Here is a 26,936-nt window from a genome sequence, read left to right on the forward strand (position 1 = left end):
TCCCCGGGGAGCCGTTCGGCCGCGGCCGGTGGTCCGTGCGTACGATCCGTCAGTCGGCGCCCGTCACCGGCCCGCTGCCGGGGCTACCAGCCCCAGCCGCCGCCCTGGCCGTCGTCGTCCGAGTTGCTGTCCCAGCCCTCGCCGACCTTGCGCACGATGGTGTAGTGGTCGATCTGCTGGCCGGTCTCGGTCAGCGCGGTGACCTTCATCTCGGACTTCTGACCCAGGTGCGCCGGGGTCACGTCGACCTTGATGAAGGAGTAGCCCAGGTAGCGGACCCGCGACCACTCGACGGTCTCGGTGACCTTCTGCTGGCCCTTGGCGAAGTAGAAGCTGTTGACCGCCTCGACCGGGTTCTCGTGGCCCTCGTAGGTCTGCGGGGCACCGAAGGCGTACAGGCTGCGGCCGGCGGCGCCCGCCGTCACGTAGACCACGCCGTCCTTCTGCGGGTCCAGGGTCGCGCCGCTCGGGATCGCCTTGGAGACCTTGTTGCCCAGGATCGCGTCGGTCCGCTCGTAGACGTGGTTGTGACCGTTGATCACCAGGTCGACCCGGTACTTCTCGAAGAGCGGCACCCAGGCCTCGCGGACGCCGCCCTCGGAGGCGTGCGCGGTGGTGGTGGAGAAGGCGCAGTGGTGGAAGAAGACCACGACGAAGTCGATGGTCTCGTCGTTGCGGAAGTCCTTGAGCTGGCGCTCCAGCCACTTGGTCTGGCGACCCGCGGTGATCCCCAGGTTGACCGGGATCTCGTACGAGACGTCGTTGGCGTCCAGCGAGATGACACCGACGTTGCTGTAGCGGAAGGAGTACACGCCGGGCGCGACGCGCGGGTCCGGGCCGTTGTCCGGCAGGAACCACCGGGCGTCCTCGCCGCCGTACCCGTTGTGCGAGTACCAGGCCTCCATGTCGTGGTTGCCGTAGGAGACCATCCACGGGATCTTCGCCGCCACGGCCTCGGTCTGCACCAGGAAGGCGTCCCAGGTGGTCGCGTTGTACGCGTCCTTGTCGGCGTCCAGGCCCTGGCCCTTGGGGTCGGCGTAGCAGATGTCGCCGGCGTGCAGGTGGAACTTGGGGTTCTGCGCCAGGATCACGTTGTCGTTGGCGGCCGCGTGGGCGCTGACGCCCTGGTCGCCGAAGGCCGTGAAGGTGAACGGCTCGTAGACCTTGCCCCAGCGGTGGTCGCGCGAGGCGGCGGTGCGGAAGGTGCCCAGGGTGGAGACGGCCTGCTTGGTGGCCGGGTCGAAGCCCTGGTGGCCGACACCGTAGTAGTAGGTGGTGTCGGGACGCAGGTCCTCCAGCGCCACGTGCAGGTAGTACTGGTCCACCGGTGTCTGCCCGGGCACCAGCGCCGGGGTGTGCAGCGGGCGCAGCTCGGCCTCGACCTTGTGGCTCAGGTCCCACGGGGTGGTGCCGTAGCGCAGGAAGGGCTTCTTCACCGGCACCGGCACCTGCCAGGAGATCCGGAACTGGGTGTCCGGCTCCGGGCCGAACTGCAGGTGGCGGCCGACCGGCACCACCTGCGAGCCGTCCACGGCCGCGGCGGCGTCGCCCAGCAGGGTCGGCGAGGAGGGGGCGGCGGCCGAGGCCGTACCGCTGCCGAGCACCCCGCCGACGGCCAGGGCGCCGACCGAGATCGCGCTGCCGCGCAGCATCCGCCGCCGGGAGAGCTTGCTGCGCAGGTACTCGTGCTGCTCCGCCATGCTCATGCGGTCAGCAAGCTTGGCGGGCACACCCATGTTCGGAATATCCATGATTCCACCACACTGGCACAGCGTGGCGGGATCCCTTCCCATCAGTGAACCGGAATCGAACACTTGGTGAGCAGCCGTCAGCTGGACCGCGTCGTCCGCGTGCGCCACGCACTTTCTCACGGCAGGGTGGGCGCCCGGTGGCGCTCCGTGTCCGGGACCGGCGGCGGGACCGGGGCCGGGCCGAGCGTCGTGGTGCCCGGCCGGGCCAGCCGCAGCAGGCCGCTGCGGTACGCCGCCACCGCCTCGCGGGTGCGGCCCTGGCGGTCGAGCAGGTCGCCGAGCAGGCGGGCGGTGTCGGCCAGGTCGCCGGTGACGTCCGCCTCGCGCTGCAGCTCGAGGGCGGTGCGGTAGTGCTGCTCGGCCGCCGCCGGGTCGTCGGCGCGATCGCGGATCAGGCCGAGCAGGCGGTGGGCCGCCGCCGCGTGGACGGCGCCGCGACCTGGGCCCAGACTCGCCAGCAGCTGGCCCAGCAACTCCTCGGCCTCGGCGGTGTGCCCGAGCCGCCACCGGACGTCGGCCAGCTCCACCTCCACCTGGACCGCGTAGAAGGCCGCACCGCTCTCCCGCAGCATCCGCGCCGCCGTGCGCAGCTCGGTCTCGGCCTCGGCCAACCGGCCCTGCTGCGCGGCCAGGTAGCCGCGCATCCAGTGGCACTGCGCGAACTCGACCCGGATACCCCACTGCTGGTACACCTCCTGGGCCCGGACCAGCGCGGCCTCGGCCTCGGCGTACCGCCCGTGCGCCACGTGGGTGCGGGCGACGGAGCGGTGCAGGGCGGCAACGGCCGGCGGGTCCGCCACCCGGGGGGCCAGGTCGAGCGCGAGGCCGGCCGCCTTGGTGGCGCGCTCCAGGGCGCCCAGCTCCAGGTAGGGCCCGATCACCGCGGCGTACAGCAGCATCAGCGAGCCCGGGTCCGGCAGGCCGCCGCCGTTCAGCTCGTTGATCGTGCTCTCCAGCAGGTAGCACGCGTAGCGGACGTCCCCCTCCAGGTAGTGCGCCGTCGCCCGGCCGCGGACGGCGCGGACCCGGGCCGGCAGCGGCTGGTCGGCCAGCAGTGCCTCGGCCCGCTCGAACTCCTCCCGCCCCTCGGCCAGCGCACCGCGGCGCAGCAGCAGCGCACCCCGGGCAGTGTGCAGTTCGGCGACCAGGTCGGTGATCCCGTACCCGGTGGCCCGCTCCGTCAGCTCGGCCAGCAGCTGTTCGCCGGCCGCGCCCTCGCCGCCGTCCACCAGCTGGTTCGCCTCGGCGATGCCGTCCATGATCTCGGTGCGCAGGCCGGCCGGCACGCCGCTGACCAGTTCCTGGTAGCTGACCTGGAGGCGGTCGGCGAAGTAGCGCAGCACCGCCTCGGAGGGCCGGGCCTTGCCCGCCTCCACGGTGGAGACGTACGCGGCGGTGTACCCCGGCTCCGCGAGCGCACGCTGGGTCAGCCCGCGCTCGGTGCGCAGGCGTTGGAGCCGCGCGCCCACCTGGTCGGCGGGCGGCTCACCGGGGGTGGGGACGGACATCGCGGGGCCTCCTCGGGCGGTTCACGTTCCTGCTCGCACTCCTACCACGCGGCGCCCGAGGTCTTGCGGGGCACCGGGGCATGGCCTAGCTTAACTCCCGCAGTAACTGGAGTTATCGCGATATTTATCGCCAGCTGCCGCCCGGGCCCCGCCGAACCACCCCCACGATTCCGCGCGCCACCCCCACAGGAGGACCCTCATGCTCCGCAACCCGCGCACCGCCGGCGCCGCCCTCGCGGCCGCCACCCTCGCCGCGACGATCCTGCTCCCGGCCACCAGCGCCCAGGCCGCCCAGTGCTGGTACGGCGCCTGCTTCAGCTATGTGACGGGGCGCCAGCAGACCACCGCGACCGGAGCCGCCGTCACCATGCAGGTGGCGGACCCGGCGAACGTGGCCGCCGACGGCCACTCGCTCCAGGAGCTGGCCCTGCAGAGCGCCGGCGGCACCGCCAGCGGCAACACCGTCGAGATCGGCTGGACGGTCGACCCGCAGGTCAACGGCGACTACCGGCCCCACCTGTTCGTCTTCCACTGGATCAACGGCCAACCCACCGACTACAACACCGGCTTCGTGCAGACCTCAGGCACGGCCCGCCCGGGAATGGCGCTGACCCCGGGCAGCCCGGTGCGGCTCGCCTGGTGGAACAGCAACGGCAACTGGTGGGCGTACCTCAACGGCTCGCCCATCGGCTACTTCCCCGGCAGCGACTGGAACGGCGCCTTCGGCACCGCCCAGATCATCTCCGCCTTCGGCGAGGTGGCCGCCGACGGCCAGACCAGCTGCACCCAGATGGGCGACGGCACCTTCGGTAGCCGGTCCGGGTCCTCCTGGATATCGGGCTACCAGCTGTACGGCTCCGCGGACCAGCCCCGGTTCACCGTCACGGCCTCCGACCCCACCTCCTACAACTTCGGCGCGGTCGGGGCCACTTCCTTCCGCCTGGGCGGCCCGGGCGGCTGCTGACGCGCCATCGGGCCGCACCGCTCAGCCGCCGTGCCGGGCCCGGGCCCGGGCGTGCTCGGCCCAGTCCACGATCTGCATCGCCGCGCCGGCCGCCTCCCGGCCCCGGCAGGCGGCGTGGTGACGGCGGGTGATCGCGTCCAGGTCCAGGTGGCGGCCGAAGGCCGGGTGTCCGGCCAGCCGGCGGGCGTAGTCCCAGACCTGCGGGTGCTCGGCGATCCGGTGCACGGCGGCGGCGTCCAGGTGCCAGCGGTGCACCGTGTCCAACTGCACCAGGGTGACCCAGAGTCCGACGTCCGCCAGGGTCGGCTGGTCGCCCAGCAGGTACGGCCGGGCGGACAGGCGCCGCTCCAGGCCGGCCAGCCCGTCCAGCAGGCCGCACAGTGCCGCCGCGCGCTCGCCCTCGTCCGCGTCGGCCCGGCCGGCGCGCTGGGCCGGCTCGCTGATGCTCCGTTCGTACCGCCGGTCGGCGGCCGCGACCGCGGCCCCGGGGGCGTGCGCGCCGTGGCCCGGTCCGGCGAACCGCTCGGCCAGGTCGGCCAGGATCCCGGCCGGATCGGTGCTGACGGTCCGTCCGCTCCAGTCGTCGCTGAGCACCGGCGGCAGGGCCGGCCCGGGGTGGCGGTGCGAGCTCGCCTCGTACAGCGGGCGCAGTTCGGCGTAGCCGTCCGCACCGGCGTCCGGCAGCGCCGGGAGCAGGGTCACCTCGATGACGTCCTCGAGGCCGAGCAGGCTGTGGGTGACGGCGATCCGCAGACAGTGCGGACAGGACAGGGCGAGGTGCAGGCGGTAGCGGTGCGGCACGGGGTAGTAGCCGCTGCGGGCGTCGCGGCCGATCCGGCCGCTCAGGGCGGGGTCGGTGGCAGGGTGCGGGGCGGACATGAGTCTCCCAGGCTTCGAGGGTGCGCGCGGAAGCGCGAGGCGGCGGGCGGGTGAAGGGGACGGGACTCAGGAAGGAACGGCGGCCGCCGGTGCTCGGCCGGCGGCACGGCACCACAAGGCACGGCCGGGCTCGGGGGCTCGGGGGATCGACGGCCCGACGGGGCGCGCTCACGCCAGGCTGCTGCACACCCGCTGCAGGTCGATGTGGCGACGGCAGGTCAGCGCGGGGAGCTGCCGGATCGCGTGAGCCGCGCCGTCGCTGGCCCGCTCCGCTCGCCTCACGGCTCTCCCGCCCACGCTTGGGGAATTCCTGCTCAGGAGTCTCTGCCCGGCACCGGACCGCGTCAACCGCCTGGACCGGACGGATCGGTCGTGTCTCATCCTGTGGAATGTCAGGTCTCGGACCGCACCGGGCTGCAGGCGGTCGGCCGACGGGTGCACCCCGTCCCGTCAGTCCATCGCCGCACACCCCTGGGGCCTGTCTTCACACTGCCGTCTGCCCGCGACGACGCCAATGTGAAGACAGGCCTAGACCAGGCTGCGCAGGATCGCCCGGGCCGCCGCGTCGTTCTGCCGGAAGACCGGGGCGTTGGTGGCCGGCCGGGCGAAGGCCGCGAAGGCGCGGCCGTTGGCGTACGGGCCGAGCGCGCGGCGCCGGGGGTGCGGCCGGCCGCCCAGGCTGGGGTCGAGGATCCGGCCGTCGGCCGGGTCGACGGCCACCAGCCCCGAACGGTGGGTGCCGGTGCTGTCGGTGACCACCTCCTCGGCGAGCTCGCCCGCCCGGTGCAGTGCGCGCAGCACCGGTGAGTCGGTGCGGGCCGTCGCGTGCCGCGGCAGGTACGCCTCGATCAGGGCGCTGGTGCGCACCTGGTGGCCAGGGACGCTCGGGCTCGTGGCCAGGAAGCTGCCGGTGGCCTCGTCCGCCGTCACCCGCAGGTCGGCGCCGAGGAAGCGCACCACGCCCGCCTCGGCCAGTGCGAGCAGTTGGCGCAGCCGGAACCCGGGCGGCCCGGACGCGAGGTAGTTGAAGAAGCCGGTCCACCAGCCGTCCAGCTCGGTGGCGGTGGAGCGGGCGCCGAGCCGGCCGGAGGCGACCAGCCTCGGCAGTTGGCCGAAGAGCGAGAGCAGCGCGAGGAAGGCCCCGAGGTCGGCGCTGTGGGCGGGGTCGGCCCGGCGGTCCGCGTCCTCGGCGATGCAGGCCCGCAGGTGCTTCTGCAACTGCTCGCTGGAGTCGAACTCCAGCCCGGCCAGCGGTCGGTCCAGCGCCTCGAAGTCCAGCCGGTCGGCCGGGTCGGGGACCGCGGCGGCCAGCAGCCGGGCCAGCGCCGGGGAGTACCAGTCCAGTTGGTCGTAGGCGGTGAGGAACTGCGCCCAGGAGCCGGTGGTACGTGCGGGATGGGCGTGGAACAGCTCGTGGTAGTGGCCCAGGCCGATCTCCTTGGCCATCAGCGGCCACACGTCGCGCCTGAACTCCAGCGGGTGCGGCCGGGAGAGCAGCCCGTCCACCGCCGCGGCGTCGAAGTAGCGCGGCAGCGGCGCGGGCGGACCCTGCAGCCGGTAGCCGGTCTTGGACCGGTAGGGGACGCCGCGCCGGGAGCCGACGTGGATCACCGGCTCGCGCCCGGACGGGCGGTAGACCAGCTCGGCCCCGGCCGGGCCGGTCCCGGCCTGCTCGAACCGGCCGCCGCGGCCCTCGGTGAGCAGCGCCATCAGGTCGACGAAGGCCAGCCCGAAGCCGCGCACGATCACCGGCTCCCCGGGGGCCAGGCCGCTGAGGTCGGCGTCGGAGGTGAAGGCGGGCGGCAGGTGGAACAGGCCGTGCCGTTCGGCGAAGTCCGCCATGGCCTGGTCCCGCGGCTCGGGTTCGGAGCCCAGGTGACCCAGCGTCAGCACCACCTGGTCCGCCAGCAGTGTGGTGGTGGCCAGCCGGACCTGCTGCGGGCCGTCGGGCGTCCCGGTGACCGAGTCCACGGTGGCCCGGTGGACGGTGACGGTCAGCCGGTCCGGCCGCTCGGCCAGGGTGCGGCGGAACACCCAGTCCAGGTAGGCGCTCTGCGCGCGCCGGGTCGGGAAGTCGGTCGGCGCGAGGGCGGCCAGTTCGGCGGCCACCCCGGGGTCCTCGGGTGGCTGGTACGGCGCGAACTCCGCCATCCGGGCGGCCCACTCGGCGAGCGAGGGGCCCGGGCGGACGGGCCCCTCGATGGTCGAGCCGGCGTCCGTGAACATGGTGACGTCCTCGGCCATCGAGTTCATCCGCAGCAGCGGGGACTGTGCGTGGCGCCAGACCCGGCCCGCACCCGGCGGGTACGGGTCGACCAGGTGGACGTGCAACGGGCGGTCACGCGGCAGCAGTTCGGCCGCGTTGGCGACCAGGCGCTCCAGCAGGCCGGTCGCCCGCGGTCCCGCGCCGACGATGACCAGGGTGCTCACGCCGCACCGCCCGAGCGCTCACCGCGGGCGAAGTGGCGCTCCAGGTAGTGCTGCCCGACGGCGAGCACGCTGGTCACCACGAGGTACCAGAGGGTGGCGACCGTGAGCAGCGGGATGATCTGGTAGGTCTGGTTGTAGACCAGCTGGACCGAGTAGAGCAGGTCGTGCACCGCCAGCACGCTCACGATGCTGGTTCCCTTGAGCGCGCTGATCAGCATGTTGCCGGCGGCGGGCACGATCACCCGCATCGCCTGCGGCAGCACGATGCGGCGCAGCACCCGCAGCCGGCCGAGCCCGAGCGCCTGCGCGGCCTCCAGCTGGCCGCGCTCGACCGACAGGATCCCGGCGCGCACCACCTCGGCCGCGAAGGCGGCTTCCAGCAGCGTGAGTCCGATCACCGCGGTGAGGGTCGGCCCGAGCAGGTTGACCGTCCTGGCGTGCAGCAGCTGCGGCCCGCCGAACGGCAGCCCCAGGCTCAGGGTCGGGTAGAGCGCGCCGATGTTGAAGAAGAACAGCAGCTGCACCAGCGGCGGGGTCGACCGGAAGACCCAGATGTAGGCCCAGCTCAGGCCGCGCAGCACCGGGTTGTCGGACATCCGGCAGACCGCCAGCAGGGTGCCGAGGAGGAAGCCGGCGCCGAGCGTGGCGGCGGTCAGCCACAGGGTGAGCAGCAGGCCGTCCAGGACGGCGGTGGAGGTGAAGTAGTGCCCGACCACCGCCCACTGGAAGGCGCTGTTGCGGGCAAGCGATTCCAGCACCGCCGCTGCCGCCACCGCCAGCAGCACGGCGGTGAGCACCCGGCCCGGGCGGCGGCGGGCGACGATCGGGGCACCGGGGTCGGGAAGCGGTTCGGGCCGGGCGGCGGCGTGGGCGGGGACGGGCAGGACATCCTGCGAGGTGGCCATGGCGGCTTGACTCCAGAGCGGCGCGGCGGGTCACGGACTGCCATCACGCGACCCGTGTCCCTCAACACGGGCGGGCACCAGGCCCGTTGCTCACTCGCTCCGCCTACGATCGTACGCGTGTGCGCAGGCATGCTGTCAAGCGGTCTCGGCCTGGCCATGGTTGACGAACGGTGGGGTTCGCTGTTCCACTTACGCCATGAACGCCGTGGAGCCCCTGGTCACCCGCGACCACATCGACTTCGGTCGAGTGTGGTCGGCGGCGTGTCGCGGCTGACCCGGCAGCGGGCCGCCTGATCGGCCCCTTCTCCCTCGGAGACCTCCCTCGGTTCCCCCGTCCTGGGCCGAGCACCCCGTCCGCCGTCCGCTCCCCGGACCGGCCGTCACGGGTACCGGGCGCACGCTGCCGCCACCCCACCGCCGCTCGCTCCAGCTGACCGGCCATCACCCGCACCCTTCCTTCCGTCTTCCGCACTGCACCTCCCGTCTTCCGTGCTGCCCGCCGACTGCCCGCCGCCGTCGGCGAGTTCAGCATCGCTCCGCCCCGAAAGGCGCACCGCCATGCCTGTCGAGTTCCTGGGAATCGCCGCCACCGGCGACGGCTCGGAGACCAACTCCCGCACCACCGCGGCGTTCGACCGCGACTACACGCTCCGGCTGGCCCGGGCGCACGAGGAGCACGGCTGGGACCGCGTGCTCTTCGCCTACGGCGCCGGCTCGCCGGACCCGGCCCCCGCGGCGGCCTACCTGGCCGCGAAGCTGGACCGGCTGCAGATCCTGCTCGCCCACCGGCCCAACGTCTCCTACCCCACCTTCGCCGCCAAGACCTTCGCGACCCTCGACCAGATCAGCGACGGCCGCCTGACCGTGCACTTCATCACCGGCGGCAACGACCACGAGCAGCAGCGGGAGGGCGACTTCCTGACCAAGGACCAGCGCTACGACCGGACCCTGGAGTACATCCGGATCGTCAAGCGCGCCTGGACCAGCACCGAGCCCTTCGACCACGAGGGCGAGTACTACCGCTTCCGGGACTTCGTCTCCGACGTCTTCCCGGTCCAGCAGCCCCGGCCCGGCGTGTCCTTCGGCGGCTCCTCCCCCGCCGCCTACGCGGCGGGCGCGGCCGAGGCCGACATCTACTGCCTGTGGGGCGAGCCGCTGGCACGCACGGCCGAGCAGATCGAGGCGGTCAGGGCGGCCGCCCGCACGGCCGGTCGGACCGACCTGCCGCGGATCCAGGTCGCCTTCCGCCCGATCATCGCCCCGACCGAGGAACTGGCCTGGGAGAAGGCGTACCGGACCGTGGACGCCATCAACGCCCGCAAGGCGAGCGGCGACCAGCTGGCCCGCCGCCGCTACCGGCCGTCGGCCGACGGCAGCTTCCGGCCGGAGAACACCGGTTCGCAGCGCCTGCTGGAGATCGCGGCGGCCGGTGAGCGCTACGACCGCGCGCTGTGGACCCCGACCGCCGCCGCCACCGGTGGCGCCGGCAACTCCAACGCCCTGGTCGGCACGCCCGAGACGGTGGCCCAGGCCCTGCTCGACTACTACGACCTGGGCGTCGACATCCTCTCCGCGCGCGGCTACGACCTGTTGGACGACGCGATCGACTTCGGCCGGTACGTCATCCCGCTGGTCCGCGAGGAGGTCGCCAAGCGGGACGCCGAGCGGGCCGCGGAACGCGCCGCCCGCGCCGAGCAGGACCGCCACCAGCTGATCGCGCTCCAGGCGTGAGCCGCCCCCTGCTCGGCCTCGCGGCGGCCGCCGCCGCGGCAGCCCTGCTGCTCACCGCCTGCGGTTCCACCAGCCCTGCGCCTAGACCGAGTTCCGCACCTGACGTGGTCTCGGGCGAGCAGCGGGTCGACGCCGTCGCGGCCCTGCTGCCCGCGGAGGTCCGCCAGGCCGGCACCCTGCGGGTGGGGAGCTCCTTCGGCTACCCGCCGTCCGCCTTCTACCCGGACCCGGCGACCAAGCGGCCGGCCGGCGTCGACATCGACGTCACCGACGCCGTCGCCAAGGTGCTCGGCCTCACCGTGGACCGCCAGGAGGCGGCCTTCGAGGGCATCCTGCCCGCGCTCGGCAGCGGCAAGTTCGACGTGGGGACCGGCAACTTCGGGGTCACCACGGCCCGGCTCCAGACCATCGACTTCGTGACCTACATCGACGACGGCCAGGGCTTCGCGGTGCGCAAGGACAACACCGCCGTCCAGCCGGTGACCGACCTGCTCCAGCTCTGCGGACTGACCGTCGGCACCGGCGCCGGCACCACCTTCCAGAGCACGCTCGACGCCAAGAAGGGCGTCTGCGCGGCCGCCGGCAAGAAGCCGTACCAGGTGCAGGTCTTCTCCGACACCGCCGCCATCCTGACCAGTTTGCAGCAGGGCCGGGTGGACGTCGTCATGTCGACCATCAACGGCCTGCGCTACCAGGCCGCCCAACCCGCCTCCGGCACCAGGTTCCTGGGCGAGTTCCACCGGCTCGACGTCGGCTTCGCCTTCAAGAAGGGCTCTCCGCTCACCCCCGCGTTCCAGGCCGCCGTCAACCAGTTGATCAAGGACGGCACATACGACCGGATCCTGCGCAAGTGGGGCGTCACCGGCTCCGCCGTCCCGCAGTCCCTGATCAGCCCGCCCGAACACCCCTGAGGAGGAGCGCGCGATGCCCACTGACGACGTGATGGTCGACATCCGGGGCGTGCACAAGAGCTTCGGCCCGCTGGCGGTCCTGCGCGGGGTGGACCTGCAGGTCGCGGCCGGCTCGGTGACCGCGGTGCTGGGCCCGTCGGGCTCCGGCAAGTCCACCCTGCTGCGGGCGGTCAACCACCTGGAGAAGCTGGACCGGGGGTTCGTCGCCGTCGACGGCGAGCTGATCGGCTACCGGTACCAGGGCGGCCGGCTCCGCGAGCGGCCCGAGCGCGAGGTGCTGCGCCAGCGCACCGGCATCGGTTTCGTCTTCCAGGACTTCAACCTGTTCCCGCACCTGACCGTGCTGGAGAACCTGGTCGAGGCCCCGGTCGGCGTGCTGCGGCGGCCCCGGGCCACCGCCCGGGCCAGGGCCCGGGAACTGCTGGACCGGGTCGGCCTGTCCGACAAGGCCGACGCCTATCCGCGCCGGCTCTCCGGCGGCCAGCAGCAGCGGGTGGCCATCGCCCGTGCGCTCGCGCTGGAGCCCAAGGTGCTGCTGCTGGACGAGCCCACCTCCGCGCTCGACCCCGAGCTGGTCGGCGAAGTGCTGGACGTGATCCGGGACCTGGCCGACTCCGGCACCACCATGATCGTGGTCACCCACGAGATCGGGTTCGCCCGCGAGGTGGCGGACACCGTGGTCTTCATGGACGGCGGGGTGGTGGTCGAACAGGGCCCGCCCGACCAGGTCCTGGACAATCCCCGGCAGGAGCGGACCCGGGCCTTCCTCGCGAAGGTCCGGTGAGCCGGGGTTCCCCGCTTCGGCGCGAGCGTTCACTCGCGCCCGCGCTGCGGATGCTGACGGGTCGTCGTACGGCAGGTGTCGTACGACGGCCCGTCGGCGTGCTCGCGGCCGGCTCACCGGCCGCCGGTCCGCACCGCCGTCGAGCCGACCGGTGCAAGCTCGCCGGGTGCGGGTGCGCGTCGCCTTGACCGGCCGTAGGGTTCCCGAATTCACTTCCGGTTGACCGCCTGCAGCGCCTGTGGCCAGGGCGTCACCTTCAATCGTTCGTCCCGTCCCCGCATCGTCCGCGACGGGACCGTCCACCTTTGCGGGCGGCAGACCTGCCCGAGCCGGCGGCCCGCCCACGTCGTTCCCGCGATTCGGAGGAGAATCCATGTCCCTGGACACCCCTGCAGCCGCCACACCGTCCGACGGCCTGTCCCGCCGTCACCTGATGCGCCAGGCCGCCGCCATCGGCGCCGCCGGCCTCGCGGTGACCCTGGCCGGCGGCGCCGCGCCCGCCGCTGCCGACGACGGCAGGTCCGAGGACCAGCCGGCCGGCCCCGCACCGGTCGACCACTTCGAGCCGATGATCGTGCACCTGCGGGACGCGCGCACCGGCCGGCTCGACCTGTTCAGCGGCGACCGCCACCACCGCGTCCAGGACCCGGAGTTGGCTGCCGCCCTGGTCCGCGCCCTCGGCTGAGGACCCCGAAGCTCTCTCCACACCGGCCGGCTCCCGGCGGCGGCACCGCGGGAGCCGGCCGGCAACTCCTGTCCGCCCACCCACCCGACCCCCACAGCGAGGTACCAGTGTCGTCCCACCGCGAAGCCCCCGAGATCTCCAAGGACCCGGTCGCCGACAGCACCGACGTCTACGCCTTCGTCAGCCCCGACAGCTGCGACACCGTCACGCTGATCGCCAACTACCTCCCGCTGCAGGGCCCGGCGGGCGGCCCGAACTTCTACGAGTTCGGTGACGACGTCCTCTACGCCATCCACATCGACAACGACAACGACGGCCGCCCGGACGTCAGTTACGAGTTCCGCTTCGCGGTCGAGGTCCGCAACCCCGACTCCTTCCTGTACAACACCGGCCCGATCACCGCGCTGGACGACCCGAACTGGAACCGCCGCCAGACCTTCACCGTCACCCGCGTCGAGGCCGACGGCCGGCGCCGCGTGCTGGCCGAGGGCCTGGCCTGCCCGCCGTGCAACATCGGTCCGCTCTCCACCCCCGACTACGCCGCGCTGGCCGATGCGGCCGTGCACCAGTTGGAGGGCGGACGGAAGGTCTTCGCGGGCCAGCGCGCCGAGGGCTTCTACGTCGACCTCGGGGCGATCTTCGACCTGGGCACCCTGCGGCCGTTCCAGCAGCTGCACGTGATGCCCGCCTTCACCCAGCCGGCGCCCGGGGTGAACACCACCAAGGCCCTGAACGTGCACAGCATCGCGCTGCAGGTCCCGATCACCGACCTGACCTGTGGCGGCCGCAAGCCCGGCGACGTGCTGGACCCGCACGCCACCATCGGCGTGTGGACCACCGCCTCCCGCCGGCAGGCCCGGGTCATCAACACCACCGGGCACGACACCTCCTCCGGCCCCTTCGTCCAGGTCTCGCGGCTGGGCAACCCGCTGTTCAACGAGGTCCTCGTCCCGATGGGGCGCAAGGACCTGTGGAACTCGCAGCCCCCGGCCGACGACAAGAACTTCGCCCAGTACGTCGCCACCCCCGAGCTCGCCAAGCTCCTGCCGGTGCTCTACCCGGGCGTGTTCCCGAACCTGGCCGGGTACACCAAGCCGCGCGCCGACCTGCTCGCGATCCTGCTGACCGGCATCCCGAGCGGGGTCGTCCCCGGGTTCCAGAACTACACCGGCGACACCCAGGCCGACATGCTCCGCCTGAACGTGGCCGTCCCCCCGGCCGCCAACCCCAACATCCTGGGCCTGGTGGCCGGTGACGCGGCCGGGTTCCCCAACGGCCGCCGGGTCTTCGACGACGTCGTCACCGTCGAACTGCGGGCCGTGGCCGGCCTGACGCTGCCGCTGGTCGACCCCTCCTTCACCCCCGACGCCGCCACCAGCGCGATCACCGACGGCCTGACCCCCGCCGACGTCAAGAACCCCTACCTGGACACCTTCCCCTACCTCGGTGTCCCGTACGACGGCTACCACAACCCGTCCAACTGACCGTCGCGGCGCGGCGCGAGTGTCCCGAGCACCCGCGCCGCCGCCCGGCGGCAGCCCCCGCCCCGCCCGCGCCCGCGGCCCCGCCCTCGCAGACAAGGCAAGCAGCGGAACCATGACCGACCAGCACACCCACAGCCGCACCCACACCCACGCGCACACCCACGCGCCCCTGCCGGACCCCTCCCGCGAAGGAAGCGTGGTGCTGGAGATCGGCGGCACCCTCGGCGCGCTGATCATCCACACCGGCCTCGCGGAGGAAGGCCTGGAGATCGAGGTCAGCCCCACCGAGGACGGCACCACCCGCACCCACGCGGCCGTGCGCCCGCGCCACCTGGGCGGGCACACCAGCCACTGCGCCGTCATCTCCCCACTCCCGGAGGGCGGGTACACACTGTGGCGCACCGCCGACACGCCGGAGGCCACCGTCGTCGTTCGCGGCGGCGAGGTCACGGAGTACCGCTGGAAGTAGGACGAAACCCGTCGGCGGGCGTGGCCCGGGACGGGGCCGAACTACCGGTCCCGGGCCACGCTCCAGGCCGGCAGGTGCTCGAAGAACGCCACCGCCTCCGGCCGCCAGCGCCCGTGCCAGCCGGCCGCCCGGGTGGCCGCCTGCCGGGCGTGGCGCTCGGCCACGCGCCGCACGGCCCGGTCGACGCCGTGGTCCCGCGCGATGCGGCAGATCCGGTCGAGCTCCTCGTCGGTGCAGTCGGGGTTCCCCAGCGCCGCGTCGAGCACCGCCCGCCCGGCCGGGTCCACAGCGGCCAGCAGGGCGCTCACCAGGTAGGTGCGGCGGCCGGAACGGATGTCGGAGCCGACCGGCTTGCCGAGCGCGTCGGGGTCGCCGAACAGGTCGAGCCAGTCGTCGTGGATCTGGTTGGCGATCCCCACCGCGGTGGCGTAGGCACGCAACTCCGTGTCGTGCGGGGCCAGGTCGGCGCCGGCCGCGAGCAGGCCCAGCCGCAGCGGGGCCAGCACCGAGTAGCGGGTGGACTTGTACTCGGTGACCGCGTGCAGCAGTCCGGGCTCCGGGGCCGGGTGGAAGTCGCGCTCCAGGTCGAGCAGTTGCCCGCCCACCGTGGTCGCCCCGGCATCGGTGACGACGGCGGCCATGGCCAGCGCCCGGTCGGGCGGCAGCGCGCCGGCGAGCAGGACCCGCACGGACAGGAACGCCGCGAGGTCGCCGGCCAGTACCGCCAGTGCCAGCGCGGTGTCGGGACGGTCGGGGAACTCCCGGCGGTAGGCGTAGTAGGTGGAGGGCCCACCACGGCGCACGGGTGCGTCGTCGATGATGTCGTCGTGGATCAGGCCGTGGGTCTGGAGCAGCTCGACACTGATCGCCGCCTCGGCCAACCCCGGCACCTGCTGCTCTCGCTCCTCCGCCACCAGCGCGGCCGCCTCGTGCAGCAGGGCCACCCGCAGGCGCTTGCCGCCGCGCAGCGACAGCTCCCGCACCAGTTCGAGCGCCCGGGCCGGGAAGGCCCCGTTCGGGGGCAGGTCCAGGGCCCCGCCGGCCGGCTCGGTCAGGGTGGCGAAGTACTCCGCGAACCGGGCCTCGAACCCGCGCTGGTGGTCGGCGGCCCGCCGGAGCGCGGCCGTGATGGTGTCGTTCACCCGGCAAGCCTCCCACTCCCTCCGCTGCCGGCAGCCCACTGCTAGCCCCAGTAGGGTCGCCGTTCGCCCGCGGGCAGTGCTGGGCTGACGGCCCGGCAGCCGCCCCGCCTCACTCCGGGCGCAGCGCCTCGAAGCCGAGCAGCAGGGCGTCGAGCGCGAAGGCGAAGCGCTCGGCGTCGTCCGTGCCCGCCCCGTCGGTCGCGGCGCGGACCAGCAGCGGGTACCGGCCTCCCGCCTGCGCGGCGATCCAGTCGGCGCCGCCCGCCTCGTCCGCGCCCACGACGATCCGGGCCTCCGCCGTGGCGTGGCCGATCACGAAGACGGCGAGGGAGTTGAGCATGTTCAGGGCGCGGCCGAGCGGGAAACCGGCTTCCGTGAGCAGGCCCAGCAACGCCTCGACCTCGTCGAGGGTGGCCGGGGTGGCGGCGGGCCGGGAGATGGCCAGCGGGAGCACGGCCGGGTGGCGCAGCAGGCCTGCGCGCAGCGCGGTGGCGTACGTGTGCAGGGCGGTGCGCCAGTCGGCGGCGCCGTCCAGAGCCGGGGTCGCGGCCGTGAACACCTGCTCGACCAGGCCGTCGAGCAGGGCGTCCTTGTTGGGCACGTAGTGGTAGAGGGTCATCGCCTCCACGCCCAGCTCCTCGCCGAGCGAACGCATCGTCAGGCCTTTGAGCCCGTCCCGGTCGACCAGGCCGAGCGCCGCGTCCAGGACCTGCTGTCTGCTCATGCCGGCCCGCTTGCCCGGGCCGCGTCGGGCCGCCTCCCGCTTTCGTCCGCGCTGTGCCACCGTCACTTCTCCCCTCCCTGTCCGGGCTTGACTTTCTTACAGCATAAGATGACACTCGATCGAGCAAAACTTACCATGTAAGAACGAAATGCCCGCAGCTGTCACAGGGGGAACCGCCATGTCGACGACCGCCGCCAACAAGCAGGTCATCCGCGACTTCGTCGCCGCGCTCAACGACCGCTCCGGCGAGGGCTGGGTGCCGCTGCTCTCCCCTACGGTGATCGACCACAACAAGGTCATCTTCGGCGAGGAGGACACCCCCGGCGCCGCCATCGAGGGCTTCCGCCGCCAGCTGGCCGCCTTCAGCATCGAGCAGGCAGGCGACGGCTTCCGGATCGAGCAGCTGGTCGCCGAGGACGAGGAGGTCGTCGCCCGGCTGCGGGTGGCCGGGGTCCACACGGGCCACCACGCCCGGATGCCCGAGCCGACCAACCGCCGCTTCGACGTCGAGCAGATCTGGATCTTCACCGTCCGCGCCGGGCAGATCGTCGAGATCCGGGCGGTGAGCGACCGGCTCGGCATGTTCCTCCAGCTCGGCTGGGACTGGCCGACCACGGACTGACCGGGCTGCGGGCGATCGCGCCCGCAGCCCGGGGCCCAGGTCCCAGGGCCAGGTCAGCCGACCGGCGTCGCCAGCCGCTCCTCGGTCGCCGGCTCACCCGCCGGCAGGTACCGGTCCGCGTGGCCCTCCACGTGCAGCTGCGGGAGCCGGCGGTCCAGCCGACCGGGCAGCCACCAGTTGCCGCGGCCCAGCAGGTGCATCACGGCCGGGACGAGGAGCAGGCGGACCAGGGTGGCGTCGATCAGGATGGCCGAGCCCATGCCGATCCCGATCACCTTGATCGCCAGGTCCGGTGACGGGACGAAGGCCGCGAAGACGGCGACCATGATGGCCGCCGCCGCGGTGATCACCCGCGCGGTGCCGGCCAGTCCGCTGACGATCGACTCCCCGTTGTCGCCCGAGCGCAGCCAGGCCTCGCGCATCCGGCTGACCAGGAACACCTCGTAGTCCATCGAGAGGCCGAACAGGACGGCGAAGGTGAGCACGGGGACGAAGGCGGGCAGCGGGGTCGGGTTGTCGATGCCGACCAGCTTGCCCGCCGTGCCGCCCTGCAGCACCAGCGCGACCACGCCGTAGGAGGCCGCGACCGAGAGCAGGTTCATCACGGCCGCCTTGAGCGCGACCGCCAGGCTGCGGAAGGCCACCACCAGCAGCAGCATCGACACCGTGACCACGCCGCCGACCAGCAGCGGGATGCGGCGGGAGATGTTCTCGGTGCTGTCGATCGCGCTCGCGGTCGCACCGCCGACGTGCACCCGGACGCCGCCGCCGACCGCGGGCAGCACGTGGTCGCGCAGGTCGCGGACCAGGTCCCCGGTGGCCGAGCTCTGCGGCCCGGTGGTCGGGACCACGGTCAGCATGAACGACTTCCCGTCCGCGCTCGGCACCGGCGCGGTGACGGCCGCGACCCCGGGCACCGCACGCAGCAGGCCGGGCAGCGCCGACGCGGCGTCAGCGCCCGCGCCCGGCTCGGAGACCAGCAGCAGCGGCCCGTTGCTGCCCGGGCCGAATCCGGCGGCCACCGTGTCGTAGGCCTGCCGGTTGGAGCGGCCGGCCGGGTCGTTCCCGGCGTCGGGGAAGCCGAACCGCACCCCGAGGAACGGCGCGGCCAGTGCCAGCAGCACGACCACGCCGGTGACGGCGCCGAGCACCCGGTGGCGCTCCACCAGCCGGCTCCAGCGCAGCCAGCCCGCGGACACCGTGTTGGCGGGCCGTCGGGCACCGCGCCGGGGCAGCGGCAGCCGCAGGCGCTCGATGTGCCGGCCCAGGCAGCCGAGCAGCGCGGGGAACAGGGTGGCGGAGGCGGCGAGCACGATCAGCACGGACAGGATCGCGGCGACCGCCGCCCCGCGCATGAACGACAGGCCCATCGCGAACAGGCCGAGCATGCTGACCACCACGGTCGTCCCCGCCACCACCACCGCGCGCCCGGCGGTGTCCAGCGCGGCGACCGTCGCGGACTCGGCCTCCAGCCCCTCGGCCCGCCACTCGCGGTACCGGGTGACCAGCAGCAGCGCGTAGTCGATGCCGACGCCGATGCCGAGCATCGCGGCCAGCGAGGTGGACCAGTCCGGCACCGGCATGAGCGCGGCGAGCACCGGCAGCAGGGTGCTGCTGACGGCGAGTCCGCCGACCGCGGTGAGCAGCGGCAGCCCGGCGGCCACCACCGAGCCGAAGGTGAGCACCAGGATCAGGGCCGCGGCCGCCATGCCGATGCCCTCGGAGCCGATCGAGCCCTGCTCGGCCTGCTGGACGGCCATGCCTTCGAGGGAGACGTGCAGGCCCCCGGTGGCCGGGTGGGCCAGGTCGAGCAACTGGTGCGTGTCGGCCTTCGGCATGTCGGGGGGGTTGGCGACGTCCAGGTGGATCTGCCCCAGCGCGGTGCGGCCGTCGGGCGAGACCTTGCCGCGCGGCCCCAGCGGGTCGTCGATTCCGCTGACGTGAGTTACGGCGGCCATCCTGGCGACCAGGTCATGCACCTCGGTGCGGGTCGCGGCGTCCGCCAGGCCGCCGTCGGCGTGCAGCACCAGGCTGATCGACTCGCCGCCCAGCCCCGGGAAGTCCCGGCCGAGCAGTTGCTGGGCCTGCTTGGAATCGGAGCCGGGCGCCGAGTAGTCGGCGCTGTACTTCGCACCGAAGCCGGCCGCCAGACCGACGGCCACGCCGACGGCCAGCAGCCACAGCAGCACCGTGCGACCCCGGTGCCGGAAGCTCCAGCCGGCTATTCGGCCGAGCGGACCGGGCCGGTGCGGACCGGTGTCCGCGGCGGCGGTGCGCCGATCGCCGCGCGGTTGCTGGGACATGAGGCCCTCCGTACGTCGTGGGGGCCACTGCCCCGCAAGCGTTACGCTTCATAACGGTCCTTACGAAGCGTAACGTTTCCGTCGATGGGTACGGTTTGTCAATGTCGCAGCGGTGTACGAAGCGGATGGAGACGCGATGACGGGTTGGGCGACAGAGGTCGGAGCAGGGGCGAGCCGGCGCGACCGGGTGCGGGCGGCCACCGTCGAGGAGATCAAGCAGGCGGCCTTCGGCCTGATCGTCGAGCACGGCACCGCGAACCTCCGCTTCACGGACATCGCCCGCAGCATGGGGATCACCCCGCCCGCGCTGTACCGCTACTTCGCCGACCGCGACGAGCTGCTGACCGCCCTGGTCGCCGATTCCTTCGACAGCCTCTCGGACGCCCTGCGGGCGACCCGGACCACCGTCCCCCCGGACGACCTCGACGGTCGCTTCGTGGCCACCTGCACGGCCTACCGCGGCTGGGTGCAGCACAACCCCGAGCGGTTCGCGCTGATCTTCGGCTCCCCCGTGCCCGGCTACGCCGCCCCGCCCAAGGGCCCGACCGTGACGGCCGCCCGCCGGGCCCTGGAGCACGTGGTCGAACTCGCCGCCGACACGGCCGAGCAGGGCCGGCTCGGCACCCCGCTGGTCCCGGACATCCACGAGGCCACCCTGCTGGCCTGGGCCACCGTGCACGGCTTCGTCACCCTGGAGGCCCACGGCCACTTCCACGGCCTCGACCAGGGCGCCCGTGACCGCCTCTTCGCCGCCCAGTCCGGCCTCGCCGCCCGGACAGCCGGCCTGGCCCCGGCCGACCCGGGGGCCGCTGACGGGTGATCAGGCGGCGGGGCCGGGCCCGAGCAGGCGCAGCGGCTGCTCGGGCCCCGACTGCGGCAGTGCGGCCGCACCAGGTGATCGCGCCCGAGGTCCTGAGTAGGCCGGCGGCCGGGCAAACAAAAAGGACCCGGCCGACGCATCGAGTGCGCCGACCGGTTCTGGTAGTAGCGGGGACAGGATTTGAACCTGCGACCTCTGGGTTATGAGCCCAGCGAGCTACCGAGCTGCTCCACCCCGCGTCGGTAAATCAGACTCTACGGCACAGGTGACCGAATAGGAAATCCATTTCCCGGCCGCGCCACCCGGGCTACCCGGACAGGTCCGCGCGGCGGCGGTGTCAGGCAATGCCCGCGACCGGGGGATCCTCTCGGGCACAGGCGGGCTGCGGGCAGGGGCCTGCCTGACCGTCAGAGCACCGCTGCCGCCGGAGAATCCGGCGAACAAAAAGGCCGACCGGCGCACAATGTGCACCGGTCGGCCTTCGTAGTAGCGGGGACAGGATTTGAACCTGCGACCTCTGGGTTATGAGCCCAGCGAGCTACCGAGCTGCTCCACCCCGCGTCGGTGAACCAGACTCTACGGCACAGGTGCCCGAATCAGGAAATCCATTTCCCGACAGCGCGGCGGTCTTCCGCGCGAGGGTCATCGGGACCGCGGTCATCGGCGGCGGCGGTGTTCGACGCTGCGGGCTGACGGGCGCTCTCACTGACCGGCTGGACGCCGGCCCGCTCGATGCTCTTCTCGAGGTTGGCGACGAAGCGCTCCAGGTCGTCACGCGACTGGTAGGAGAGGTTCAGGCGAATCGACCTGCTCCGCCCCGGAAGCCGCAGGAAGAGCACGTTCCAGGTCCTGCCCCGCTTCACCTTCGCGATCAGCCCGGCCGCCTGCTCGAAGGGAACCACCTGCACCAGGATCTCGGGCTGGTCCTCGGGGCGCGAGCCCCGGTGGACGTACACGGCTCGGTCCGTGAGGGTGAGGAAGTACGCGCTGGTCAGGAACATGGCGAGCACCCCGCCGAAGGTCAGCAGGAGTGGCGGGTGAGGCCCGCCCACCGCCAGGAGCACCGAGCGGCACCGCTCGGTCGGGTCCACCCGCCGCACCGCCCGCCTGGCCTGGGACTGCAGATCGAGCTTCCGATCGTCCGTCAAACCCTTCATCGAACCGTGCCTTTGTTGGAGAAACTGTGCCCGCTCTGAGCACTGGGGCAGAGCGTAGCGGCGCGGGGCTCCGGCCCACCCCGCGGGGGGTGAGTGGGTGGATCGACACCCTGTGCCGTGCGTCCTGGGCCCGCGACGCGGCCGAGCCCGGCGTCATGACCACTGACGCCGGGCTCGTCGACCGGGGCGGGACAGCTGACGGGTACTCAGCGGTGGCTGGCCGAAGGTGAGGGAGAGGGCGACGGCGACCCGCTCGACGAGGACGGGGACGGGGACGCGGCCGGCGAGGCGGGGGCGCAGGCCGACGGAGTCGGCGAAGGCGCGGTCGCGGTCGGCGACGGCGTCGGGGCGGCCGTCGGGCTCGGGCTCGGGGTGGGGGTCGGGGTCACCGACGGGGAGGGCGAGCCGCTCGGTGCGGGCGACGGGCAACTGGAGGGCGACGGCGAGGGTGTCGGCACGGCGGTCGGCGACGGCGTCGCGCTGGGCGTGGGCGACTTCGACGGGGACGGCGAAGGCGTGGCCGTGGGCGAAGCCGAAGCAGACGGGGTCGGAGTCGAGGACGGCACCGGCGTGGGCGAAGCGGTCGGCGTGGCGGACGCGCTCGGCGTGGGCGAGGCGCTCGTCACGGCAGCGGGGCTGCCCACCGCGTCCGGCACCACCCTCCCATCCGCCTCGAAGTAGGCCTGCCACGCCCGGACCGTCCGCAGGTACGCGTCCGAGTGGTTGTAGCCGAGCACGGCGCGGTCGAGCTGGGCCGGGACGGCCAGGTCGCGGCCGTCCGCGCACAGGTACCGGCCGGCGGCCAGCGCCGCGTCCCAGACGTTGCTCGGGTCGGCGATCCCGTCGCCGTTGCCGTCCGCGCCCCAGTCGGCCCAGGTGGAGGGAATGAACTGCATCGGCCCGACGGCCCGGTCCCAGACGGTGTCGTGGTCGTACCGGCCACCGTCGGTGTCCCGGATCGCGGCGTTCCCGCCCGTGCCGTCCAGCACGGGGCCGAGGATCGGCGTGTAGCTGGCCCCGGCGGCGTCGACCCGGCCGCCGTCGGCCTGGCTCGACTCCACCTGGCCGATGGCCGCGAGCAGTTGCCACGGCAGGTGACAGGCGGGCACCGAGGTCGCCAGCGAGTCCTGCGCCTTCCGGTAGGCGGCGAACACCGTGGACGGCAGGCCGCCCCCGCCTGCGACGGGCGCCGGGCCGACACCCGCCCCGGGGCTCGGCGCACTGCTCGGTGCGGCCGGTGGCTGCGGCAGGCTCACCGCGCCCCCGCCGTCCAGCGCCGGCTGCGCGGTGGGATCGCCCCCCGCGGCGGGGCGGTCCGTCGGCACGGACACCGGACCGGCGGCCGGCTGCGCGAACGCCACCGGCGACACCCCCTGCCCCGCCGGTGCGGTGACGGCGGCGATGGTCGCAATCGCCCCCGCCACCCGTCGCAGTGCCGGTATCCGTATCCGCCAGGTCACGCGCATCCCCTTTGACGATCCATTTGGTCAGTACATGGACGAACCAACAGCCCGTCAGGTTCCATCAGATCACAGGCGGGATCGACGCCGGGCCGCCGCTGCCTGCACGCCGGCCGGACTGCGCAGGTCAGTGACGTCGGGGAAGCCGGCTACGAGGACGGGTCGAACAGCTTCCAGTGGCCCTCGGAGACCAGCTCGACCTCTCCGTCGACCACCTTGATCGCGGTCTGGGCATCAATCGCATAGGCCGGACCCGCAATCCCGGCGGCCCAGCACTCCGCGTCGGCCATGGTGTTCTCCGGGCAGTCCGGAGAGTCGAGGTGCGGGAAAATGGAGAAGTCGACAAGTCCCAGCGTGCGGTCACCACCGGTAGGCGGCTTCCAGTCGACGAACTCCGCCCCGACCCGGGGAGTCAGGACCATGCTTCCGGCGCTGAGCCCGACGTAGACGGTGTCGGACAGCGACGGGAGGAGGTCGGCGAGTCCGGACTCCCGCATCCAGTGGCACAGGTACAGCGCGTCGCCCCCGTTCACCAGCAGGACGTCCGCCGCCCGGACCCAGGAGACCCAGAGGTCCCGGTCGATGCTGGGCAGCGCGGTGAGCTCCAGCAGCCCCACCGACTTCCACCCCAACCCGGTCATCGGGCTGGGGGCCTGCCCGCTGACGAACCGCCACGGCCCACCGGGGTCCGCGTACGGGCCCCCGTACCCGGCGGTCGGGATGCAGAGGGCGTCGGCCTCACTGATCGGTTTGCCCAGGAGATCGACCAACGCCGCCAGGATGCTCGCGTTCCTGACGCCGGAATCGGTAAGGAGAAGTTTCATCACGCCCCCGCACTGGTTGCTTTGAGACTGACTGCCGTGACCACTGATCGCCTTCACGATGGTCGGCTCCGGACGAGTCTTCCAGCTGGTCGCCTCGGTGGCGGCACCGGAGCGAGGTGCCAGGGCGGGGGCCGAGTACCGGCCGAGCAAGGCGGCCAGGGCCGGTCCGTCAGCCACGCCGATCCCGGCCCGCCGCGCGAACCGGACCGCCCCGGCGGTGATCTCGTCGCGGGCCACCATCCATCACCACCGCATCGACCTCCGGCAGTTGCGCGAGGTGGCAGCCCGCCCCGCCGGCGCAGCCACCGAGGCACGGGGCGGCGAGCTGGGGCGAGGCAGCTGCCGCCCACTGCGTCAGAGCCGTTCGCCATCACCAGGGGACGACACCGTCGTCTTCGAAGAACGAACCGTTCGGGCCGCCGTCGGGCAGGGTGGCGAGCCGGATCGCTGTCACCGCGCCCTGTGCGGGGGTGCGGGGTCCGTGGAAGCCGGTGAAGTCGGTGGCGACCAGGCCCGGGCAGGCGGCGTTGATCAGGATGTTCGTCCCGCTGAACTGCCGGGCGTACTGGACGGTGAGGGCGTTCAGGAACGACTTCGACGGAGCGTAGGCCGCCATGACCGGGCCGATCTCGGTGTCGGGGTCCGCCTGCCGGGCCAGGGAGCCGACGCTGCTGGAGACGTTGACGATGCGTGGCGAGGCCGAGCGCCGCAGCAGCGGCAGCATCGCGTTGGTCACCCGGACCACTCCCATGACGTTGGTGTCCACGACCGTGCGGAGCACGTCCAGGTCGAGCGCGGTCGGGTCCTGCTCCCACCCCGGGCCCATCTCGCCCGGGATGCCGGCGTTGTTGACCAGGGCGTCCAGGCGCCCGACCAGCCGGTCGACCAGCTCCGCGGCCGCGGCGACGCTCCGGTCGTCGGTCACCTCCAGCGGCACCCCGAACGCGTCCACGCCGAGGGCGCGCAGCTTCCCGACGGCGGTTTCGCGTCGGGTCTCGTCCCGAGCCCCCACCCCCACGCGGTACCCGAGGCTGCCCAGCCCGGCCGCTATCTCGTATCCGATGCCCTTGTTCGCGCCGGTCACCAGCGCGATCATCGTTTCGCTCATGCCGAGGATGGTGGCCCTGGGACGAACAGCGCGGCCAACACCGATACGGTGCCCTGTCATACCCGGCGGGTATCACCGCGTATGCTGCGGCCGTGGATACCCTGGAGACCCGCGAGTTGAGGTACTTCGTGGCCGTGGCCGAGGAGTTGCACTTCGGGCGCGCCGCCGAGCGTCTCGGCATGGCCCAACCGCCACTGTCGCGGGCGATCCAGCAGCTCGAACGGCGCCTGAGGGTCTGTCTGCTGGAGCGCAACCGCCGCGGTGTCCGCCTGACCGGTGCCGGGGAGGTGCTGTTGCAGGAGGCCCGGGCGGCACTCGACGCGGCCGCTGCAGCCGTCCGCCGCACCCGGCGCGCCGGGGGTGCCGACGGTCCTGGCGGCCCCCGCGGTCGGCTGGTCCTCGCGGTGAAGGCCGCCGCGTCCCACGAACTGCTCCGGAAGCTGCTCGACGCCTACGCGGCCGAGCCCGACAGCGCCGAGATCGAGGTGCTGCCGTGCGGCATCCGCGAGCAGGAGGAACTGCTGCGCGACGGACGCGCCGATGTCGCGCTCATGCACACGCCGTGGAACTCCCTCGCCGGGTTCGACAGCGAGGCGCTGGCGGCCGAGGGGCAGGTCGCCGTCCTGCCGGCCGGACACCCCCTCGCCGCCCGCGAGACCTTGTCCCTGGCCGAGGTGAGGGACATCCCCGGATTGCCGCTCGCCCGCTGGCCCACCCGCGGCAGCTACGTACCCGGCCCTGGCCCCGAGATCCACAACCAGACCCAACTGGCCCAGCTGATCGCCCTCGGGCGCACCGTGGCGGTCGTCCCCGAGTCCGCCCGCTCCTGGCTGTGGGCCGAGCACGCGGCCGTTCCCGTGCCTGACGCACCGCCCGTGGTGACCCACCTCGCCTGGCCCGCGCACAGCCGCTCCCTCACCCTGGCCGGCCTGGTCCGCACGGCCGCACGGCTGTGACCAGGCTCGGCCCCCACCGGTCAGCGCCCGGCACGGCTCGGGCGCCGGGTCAGCGGGCGGGCACCGGCTGCGGGGCGGGGATGCCGGTGTACCGGGCGGCAGGGCGGATGATCTTCGGGTCGGCGGCCTGCTCCAGGATGTTGGCACTCCAGCCGATCGCCCGGGCCGCGGCGAAGGTGGGCGTGAACATCTCGCGCGGCAGACCGCAGAGGTGCATGACCACTCCTGCGTAGAACTCCACGTTGGTGTGCAGCTCCCGGCCCGGCTTCAGCTCGGCGAGGATCGCCTCCACGCGCTGCTCCACGGTGACCGCGAGCTCCACCAGGTCGCCGCCGAAGCCTTCGGCGATGCCGCGCAGCATCCGCGAGCGGGGGTCCTCGGTGCGGTAGACGGGGTGGCCGAAGCCCATGATCCGCTCGCCCGCCAGCACCCGGGTGCGGATCCAGTCGTCGATCCGGTCCGGGGTGCCGATCGCGTCCAGGGTGTCCAGCGCCCGGCTGGGGGCACCGCCGTGCAGCGGGCCGGAGAGCGCTCCGAGGCCGCCCAGCAGGCAGGCCACCAGGTCGGCGCCGGTGGAGGCGATCACCCGGCTGGTGAAGGTGGAGGCGTTGAAGCCGTGGTCCACCGTGGAGATCAGGTACTGCTCGACGGCCCGGGCCTCGGCGGGGGCCGGCTCCTGACCGGTGAGCATGTAGAGGTAGTTGGCGGCGTAGCCCAGGTCCTCGCGCGGCTCGACCGGCTGCTCGCCGTGCTGCAGCCGGTGCAGGGCGGTGAGCAGGGTGGGGACCAGCGAGGTGGCGAAGAGGGCGTCCTCGATCCGCTGCTCGGGCGTGGTGTCGTAGAGCGGGCGAATCCCGCGGTCGGCGGCGGCCACCGAGAGGGCGGCGCTGAGGCCGCCCAGGGCGCCGCCGCCGGCGGTGGCCGTGGCGAGCGCGGGCAGCAGCGGGCGCAGCGCCTCGGGCAGCCGGCGCAGCGGGACGGTGCGGGCGCGGAAGGCGGCCAGCTGTGCTGCGTCGGGGAGTTCACCGAGCAGCATCAGGTGCCAGACCTCCTCCAGGGTGCACTGCTGGGCGAGGTCGATCGCCGAGTACTGGCGGTAGTGGTAGAAGCCCTCGGTGCCGCGCACGTCGCTCAGGCCGGTCTCGGTGACCACGACGCCCTTGAGCCCGCGCGGGACCTCGATCTGGACGGCGGCGGCGGGGGCTTCGGCAGTGGTGGCGGCGTTCATGGTGGACCCCATCTCGGAAGTTCGTGCTGACTCTTCGTACTGTCCGAGTATGGATCCATATTGTCAATGTTGATTGCTAGTCAATGTATAC

Annotated in this window: 23 protein-coding genes and 2 tRNA genes; 10 read left to right on the top strand and 15 right to left on the bottom strand. The window is 73.2% G+C overall.

The window, feature by feature from the left end:
* Positions 1-83: 83 nt before the first annotated feature.
* Both C7C46_RS14115 and C7C46_RS14120 read right to left on the bottom strand, forming a co-directional pair.
* Positions 84-1,736 (bottom strand): purple acid phosphatase family protein, encoded by a 1,653-nt coding sequence (locus C7C46_RS14115; RefSeq protein ID WP_110669472.1) that lies wholly within the window; start codon positions 1,734-1,736, stop codon positions 84-86.
* Positions 1,737-1,867: 131 nt separating this feature from the next.
* Positions 1,868-3,259 carry a tetratricopeptide repeat protein gene (locus tag C7C46_RS14120; RefSeq protein ID WP_110669474.1) on the bottom strand — a complete coding sequence of 464 codons (1,392 nt, stop codon included), beginning with the start codon at positions 3,257-3,259 and terminating at the stop codon, positions 1,868-1,870.
* A 199-nt stretch (positions 3,260-3,458) separates the two neighbouring features.
* Between C7C46_RS14120 and C7C46_RS14125 the strand changes: the two genes are divergently transcribed.
* A complete protein-coding gene (locus tag C7C46_RS14125; RefSeq protein WP_110669477.1) occupies positions 3,459-4,223 on the top strand; it encodes a neprosin family prolyl endopeptidase in 765 nt (254 codons plus the stop codon).
* Positions 4,224-4,244: 21 nt separating this feature from the next.
* On the opposite strand, the gene C7C46_RS14130 is transcribed toward C7C46_RS14125, so the two are convergent.
* The 3 genes from C7C46_RS14130 to C7C46_RS14140 form a co-directional block, all read right to left on the bottom strand.
* On the bottom strand, positions 4,245-5,102 hold the full coding sequence (locus tag C7C46_RS14130) for a glutathione S-transferase C-terminal domain-containing protein (RefSeq protein ID WP_110669479.1): 858 nt from the start codon (positions 5,100-5,102) through the stop codon (positions 4,245-4,247).
* A gap of 528 nt (positions 5,103-5,630) precedes the next feature.
* A complete protein-coding gene (locus tag C7C46_RS14135) occupies positions 5,631-7,532 on the bottom strand; it encodes an FAD/NAD(P)-binding protein (RefSeq protein WP_110669481.1) in 1,902 nt (633 codons plus the stop codon).
* Complete coding sequence (locus C7C46_RS14140) at positions 7,529-8,437, bottom strand: amino acid ABC transporter permease (RefSeq protein ID WP_110669484.1); 909 nt, start codon at positions 8,435-8,437, stop codon at positions 7,529-7,531. Before C7C46_RS14140 ends, C7C46_RS14135 begins: the two co-directional genes overlap by 4 nt.
* Before the next feature lie 558 nt (positions 8,438-8,995).
* On the opposite strand from C7C46_RS14140, the gene C7C46_RS14145 reads away from it, so the two are divergent.
* From C7C46_RS14145 to C7C46_RS14170, 6 genes are all read left to right on the top strand, one after another.
* On the top strand, positions 8,996-10,168 hold the full coding sequence (locus C7C46_RS14145; protein ID WP_110669486.1) for an LLM class flavin-dependent oxidoreductase: 1,173 nt from the start codon (positions 8,996-8,998) through the stop codon (positions 10,166-10,168).
* Complete coding sequence (locus C7C46_RS14150) at positions 10,165-11,079, top strand: ABC transporter substrate-binding protein (protein WP_425470064.1); 915 nt, start codon at positions 10,165-10,167, stop codon at positions 11,077-11,079. The genes C7C46_RS14145 and C7C46_RS14150 overlap by 4 nt, the downstream gene beginning before the upstream one ends.
* A 13-nt stretch (positions 11,080-11,092) precedes the next feature.
* A complete protein-coding gene (locus C7C46_RS14155) occupies positions 11,093-11,863 on the top strand; it encodes an amino acid ABC transporter ATP-binding protein (protein WP_110669488.1) in 771 nt (256 codons plus the stop codon).
* A gap of 373 nt (positions 11,864-12,236) precedes the next feature.
* Positions 12,237-12,548 (top strand): hypothetical protein, encoded by a 312-nt coding sequence (locus C7C46_RS35005; RefSeq protein WP_110669490.1) that lies wholly within the window; start codon positions 12,237-12,239, stop codon positions 12,546-12,548.
* A 107-nt stretch (positions 12,549-12,655) separates the two neighbouring features.
* Positions 12,656-14,032 (top strand): DUF4331 domain-containing protein, encoded by a 1,377-nt coding sequence (locus C7C46_RS14165; protein WP_110669492.1) that lies wholly within the window; start codon positions 12,656-12,658, stop codon positions 14,030-14,032.
* Positions 14,033-14,144: 112 nt separating this feature from the next.
* Complete coding sequence (locus tag C7C46_RS14170) at positions 14,145-14,501, top strand: hypothetical protein (protein WP_220040616.1); 357 nt, start codon at positions 14,145-14,147, stop codon at positions 14,499-14,501.
* A gap of 41 nt (positions 14,502-14,542) precedes the next feature.
* Here C7C46_RS14170 and C7C46_RS14175 read toward each other — a convergent pair whose 3' ends face one another.
* Both C7C46_RS14175 and C7C46_RS14180 read right to left on the bottom strand, forming a co-directional pair.
* Positions 14,543-15,643, bottom strand: a complete 1,101-nt coding sequence (locus C7C46_RS14175) for a polyprenyl synthetase family protein (RefSeq protein WP_110669493.1) — start codon at positions 15,641-15,643, stop codon at positions 14,543-14,545.
* A gap of 109 nt (positions 15,644-15,752) precedes the next feature.
* Positions 15,753-16,367, bottom strand: coding sequence for a TetR/AcrR family transcriptional regulator C-terminal domain-containing protein (locus tag C7C46_RS14180; protein WP_110669494.1), 615 nt, complete (start codon positions 16,365-16,367; stop codon positions 15,753-15,755).
* A gap of 178 nt (positions 16,368-16,545) precedes the next feature.
* Between C7C46_RS14180 and C7C46_RS14185 the strand changes: the two genes are divergently transcribed.
* Complete coding sequence (locus tag C7C46_RS14185) at positions 16,546-16,989, top strand: ester cyclase (protein WP_245984412.1); 444 nt, start codon at positions 16,546-16,548, stop codon at positions 16,987-16,989.
* A gap of 53 nt (positions 16,990-17,042) precedes the next feature.
* Here C7C46_RS14185 and C7C46_RS14190 read toward each other — a convergent pair whose 3' ends face one another.
* The gene (locus tag C7C46_RS14190) at positions 17,043-19,292 is read right to left on the bottom strand and encodes an MMPL family transporter (protein ID WP_110669496.1); all 2,250 of its coding nucleotides are present in this window, start codon (positions 19,290-19,292) and stop codon (positions 17,043-17,045) included.
* A gap of 136 nt (positions 19,293-19,428) precedes the next feature.
* Here C7C46_RS14190 and C7C46_RS14195 point away from each other — a divergent pair, with 136 nt between their 5' ends.
* The gene (locus C7C46_RS14195) at positions 19,429-20,112 is read left to right on the top strand and encodes a TetR/AcrR family transcriptional regulator (protein ID WP_110669497.1); all 684 of its coding nucleotides are present in this window, start codon (positions 19,429-19,431) and stop codon (positions 20,110-20,112) included.
* A gap of 165 nt (positions 20,113-20,277) precedes the next feature.
* Here the strand turns inward: C7C46_RS14195 and C7C46_RS14200 are convergent.
* The 6 genes from C7C46_RS14200 to C7C46_RS14225 form a co-directional block, all read right to left on the bottom strand.
* Positions 20,278-20,351: transfer RNA gene (locus tag C7C46_RS14200), tRNA-Met, on the bottom strand.
* A gap of 248 nt (positions 20,352-20,599) precedes the next feature.
* Positions 20,600-20,673, bottom strand: a tRNA-Met gene (locus C7C46_RS14205).
* 35 nt (positions 20,674-20,708) lie between these two features.
* The gene (locus C7C46_RS14210; protein WP_110669499.1) at positions 20,709-21,269 is read right to left on the bottom strand and encodes a hypothetical protein; all 561 of its coding nucleotides are present in this window, start codon (positions 21,267-21,269) and stop codon (positions 20,709-20,711) included.
* A 206-nt stretch (positions 21,270-21,475) separates the two neighbouring features.
* Positions 21,476-22,729, bottom strand: coding sequence for a lytic transglycosylase domain-containing protein (locus C7C46_RS14215; RefSeq protein ID WP_425470066.1), 1,254 nt, complete (start codon positions 22,727-22,729; stop codon positions 21,476-21,478).
* Between the two features lie 149 nt (positions 22,730-22,878).
* Positions 22,879-23,793: a Type 1 glutamine amidotransferase-like domain-containing protein gene (locus C7C46_RS14220; protein ID WP_245984413.1), complete on the bottom strand. Its 915-nt coding sequence runs from the start codon at positions 23,791-23,793 to the stop codon at positions 22,879-22,881.
* A gap of 130 nt (positions 23,794-23,923) precedes the next feature.
* A complete protein-coding gene (locus C7C46_RS14225) occupies positions 23,924-24,661 on the bottom strand; it encodes an SDR family oxidoreductase (RefSeq protein ID WP_110669502.1) in 738 nt (245 codons plus the stop codon).
* Between the two features lie 92 nt (positions 24,662-24,753).
* Here C7C46_RS14225 and C7C46_RS14230 point away from each other — a divergent pair, with 92 nt between their 5' ends.
* On the top strand, positions 24,754-25,617 hold the full coding sequence (locus tag C7C46_RS14230) for a LysR family transcriptional regulator (RefSeq protein ID WP_110669504.1): 864 nt from the start codon (positions 24,754-24,756) through the stop codon (positions 25,615-25,617).
* A 49-nt stretch (positions 25,618-25,666) separates the two neighbouring features.
* On the opposite strand, the gene C7C46_RS14235 is transcribed toward C7C46_RS14230, so the two are convergent.
* Positions 25,667-26,845: a citrate/2-methylcitrate synthase gene (locus C7C46_RS14235; RefSeq protein ID WP_110669627.1), complete on the bottom strand. Its 1,179-nt coding sequence runs from the start codon at positions 26,843-26,845 to the stop codon at positions 25,667-25,669.
* Between the last annotated feature and the right edge of the window lie 91 nt (positions 26,846-26,936).

Origin of the sequence: Streptomyces tateyamensis (assembly GCF_003205575.1) — a bacterium.
Classification (GTDB): domain Bacteria; phylum Actinomycetota; class Actinomycetes; order Streptomycetales; family Streptomycetaceae; genus Kitasatospora; species Kitasatospora tateyamensis.

Bases quoted from the DNA above. Each gene is read 5' to 3' on its own strand.
- C7C46_RS14120 (WP_110669474.1), bottom strand. From the start codon at position 3,259: ATGTCCGTCCCCACCCCCGGTGAGCCGCCCGCCGACCAGGTGGGCGCG.
- C7C46_RS14140 (WP_110669484.1), bottom strand. From the start codon at position 8,437: ATGGCCACCTCGCAGGATGTCCTGCCCGTCCCCGCCCACGCCGCCGCC.
- C7C46_RS14115 (WP_110669472.1), bottom strand. From the start codon at position 1,736: ATGGGTGTGCCCGCCAAGCTTGCTGACCGCATGAGCATGGCGGAGCAG.
- C7C46_RS14190 (WP_110669496.1), bottom strand. From the start codon at position 19,292: ATGTCCCAGCAACCGCGCGGCGATCGGCGCACCGCCGCCGCGGACACC.
- C7C46_RS14130 (WP_110669479.1), bottom strand. From the start codon at position 5,102: ATGTCCGCCCCGCACCCTGCCACCGACCCCGCCCTGAGCGGCCGGATC.
- C7C46_RS14235 (WP_110669627.1), bottom strand. From the start codon at position 26,845: ATGAACGCCGCCACCACTGCCGAAGCCCCCGCCGCCGCCGTCCAGATC.
- C7C46_RS35005 (WP_110669490.1), top strand. From the start codon at position 12,237: ATGTCCCTGGACACCCCTGCAGCCGCCACACCGTCCGACGGCCTGTCC.
- C7C46_RS14185 (WP_245984412.1), top strand. From the start codon at position 16,546: ATGTCGACGACCGCCGCCAACAAGCAGGTCATCCGCGACTTCGTCGCC.
- C7C46_RS14170 (WP_220040616.1), top strand. From the start codon at position 14,145: ATGACCGACCAGCACACCCACAGCCGCACCCACACCCACGCGCACACC.
- C7C46_RS14125 (WP_110669477.1), top strand. From the start codon at position 3,459: ATGCTCCGCAACCCGCGCACCGCCGGCGCCGCCCTCGCGGCCGCCACC.
- C7C46_RS14180 (WP_110669494.1), bottom strand. From the start codon at position 16,367: ATGAGCAGACAGCAGGTCCTGGACGCGGCGCTCGGCCTGGTCGACCGG.
- C7C46_RS14210 (WP_110669499.1), bottom strand. From the start codon at position 21,269: ATGAAGGGTTTGACGGACGATCGGAAGCTCGATCTGCAGTCCCAGGCC.
- C7C46_RS14225 (WP_110669502.1), bottom strand. From the start codon at position 24,661: ATGAGCGAAACGATGATCGCGCTGGTGACCGGCGCGAACAAGGGCATC.
- C7C46_RS14195 (WP_110669497.1), top strand. From the start codon at position 19,429: ATGACGGGTTGGGCGACAGAGGTCGGAGCAGGGGCGAGCCGGCGCGAC.
- C7C46_RS14145 (WP_110669486.1), top strand. From the start codon at position 8,996: ATGCCTGTCGAGTTCCTGGGAATCGCCGCCACCGGCGACGGCTCGGAG.
- C7C46_RS14220 (WP_245984413.1), bottom strand. From the start codon at position 23,793: ATGGTGGCCCGCGACGAGATCACCGCCGGGGCGGTCCGGTTCGCGCGG.
- C7C46_RS14155 (WP_110669488.1), top strand. From the start codon at position 11,093: ATGCCCACTGACGACGTGATGGTCGACATCCGGGGCGTGCACAAGAGC.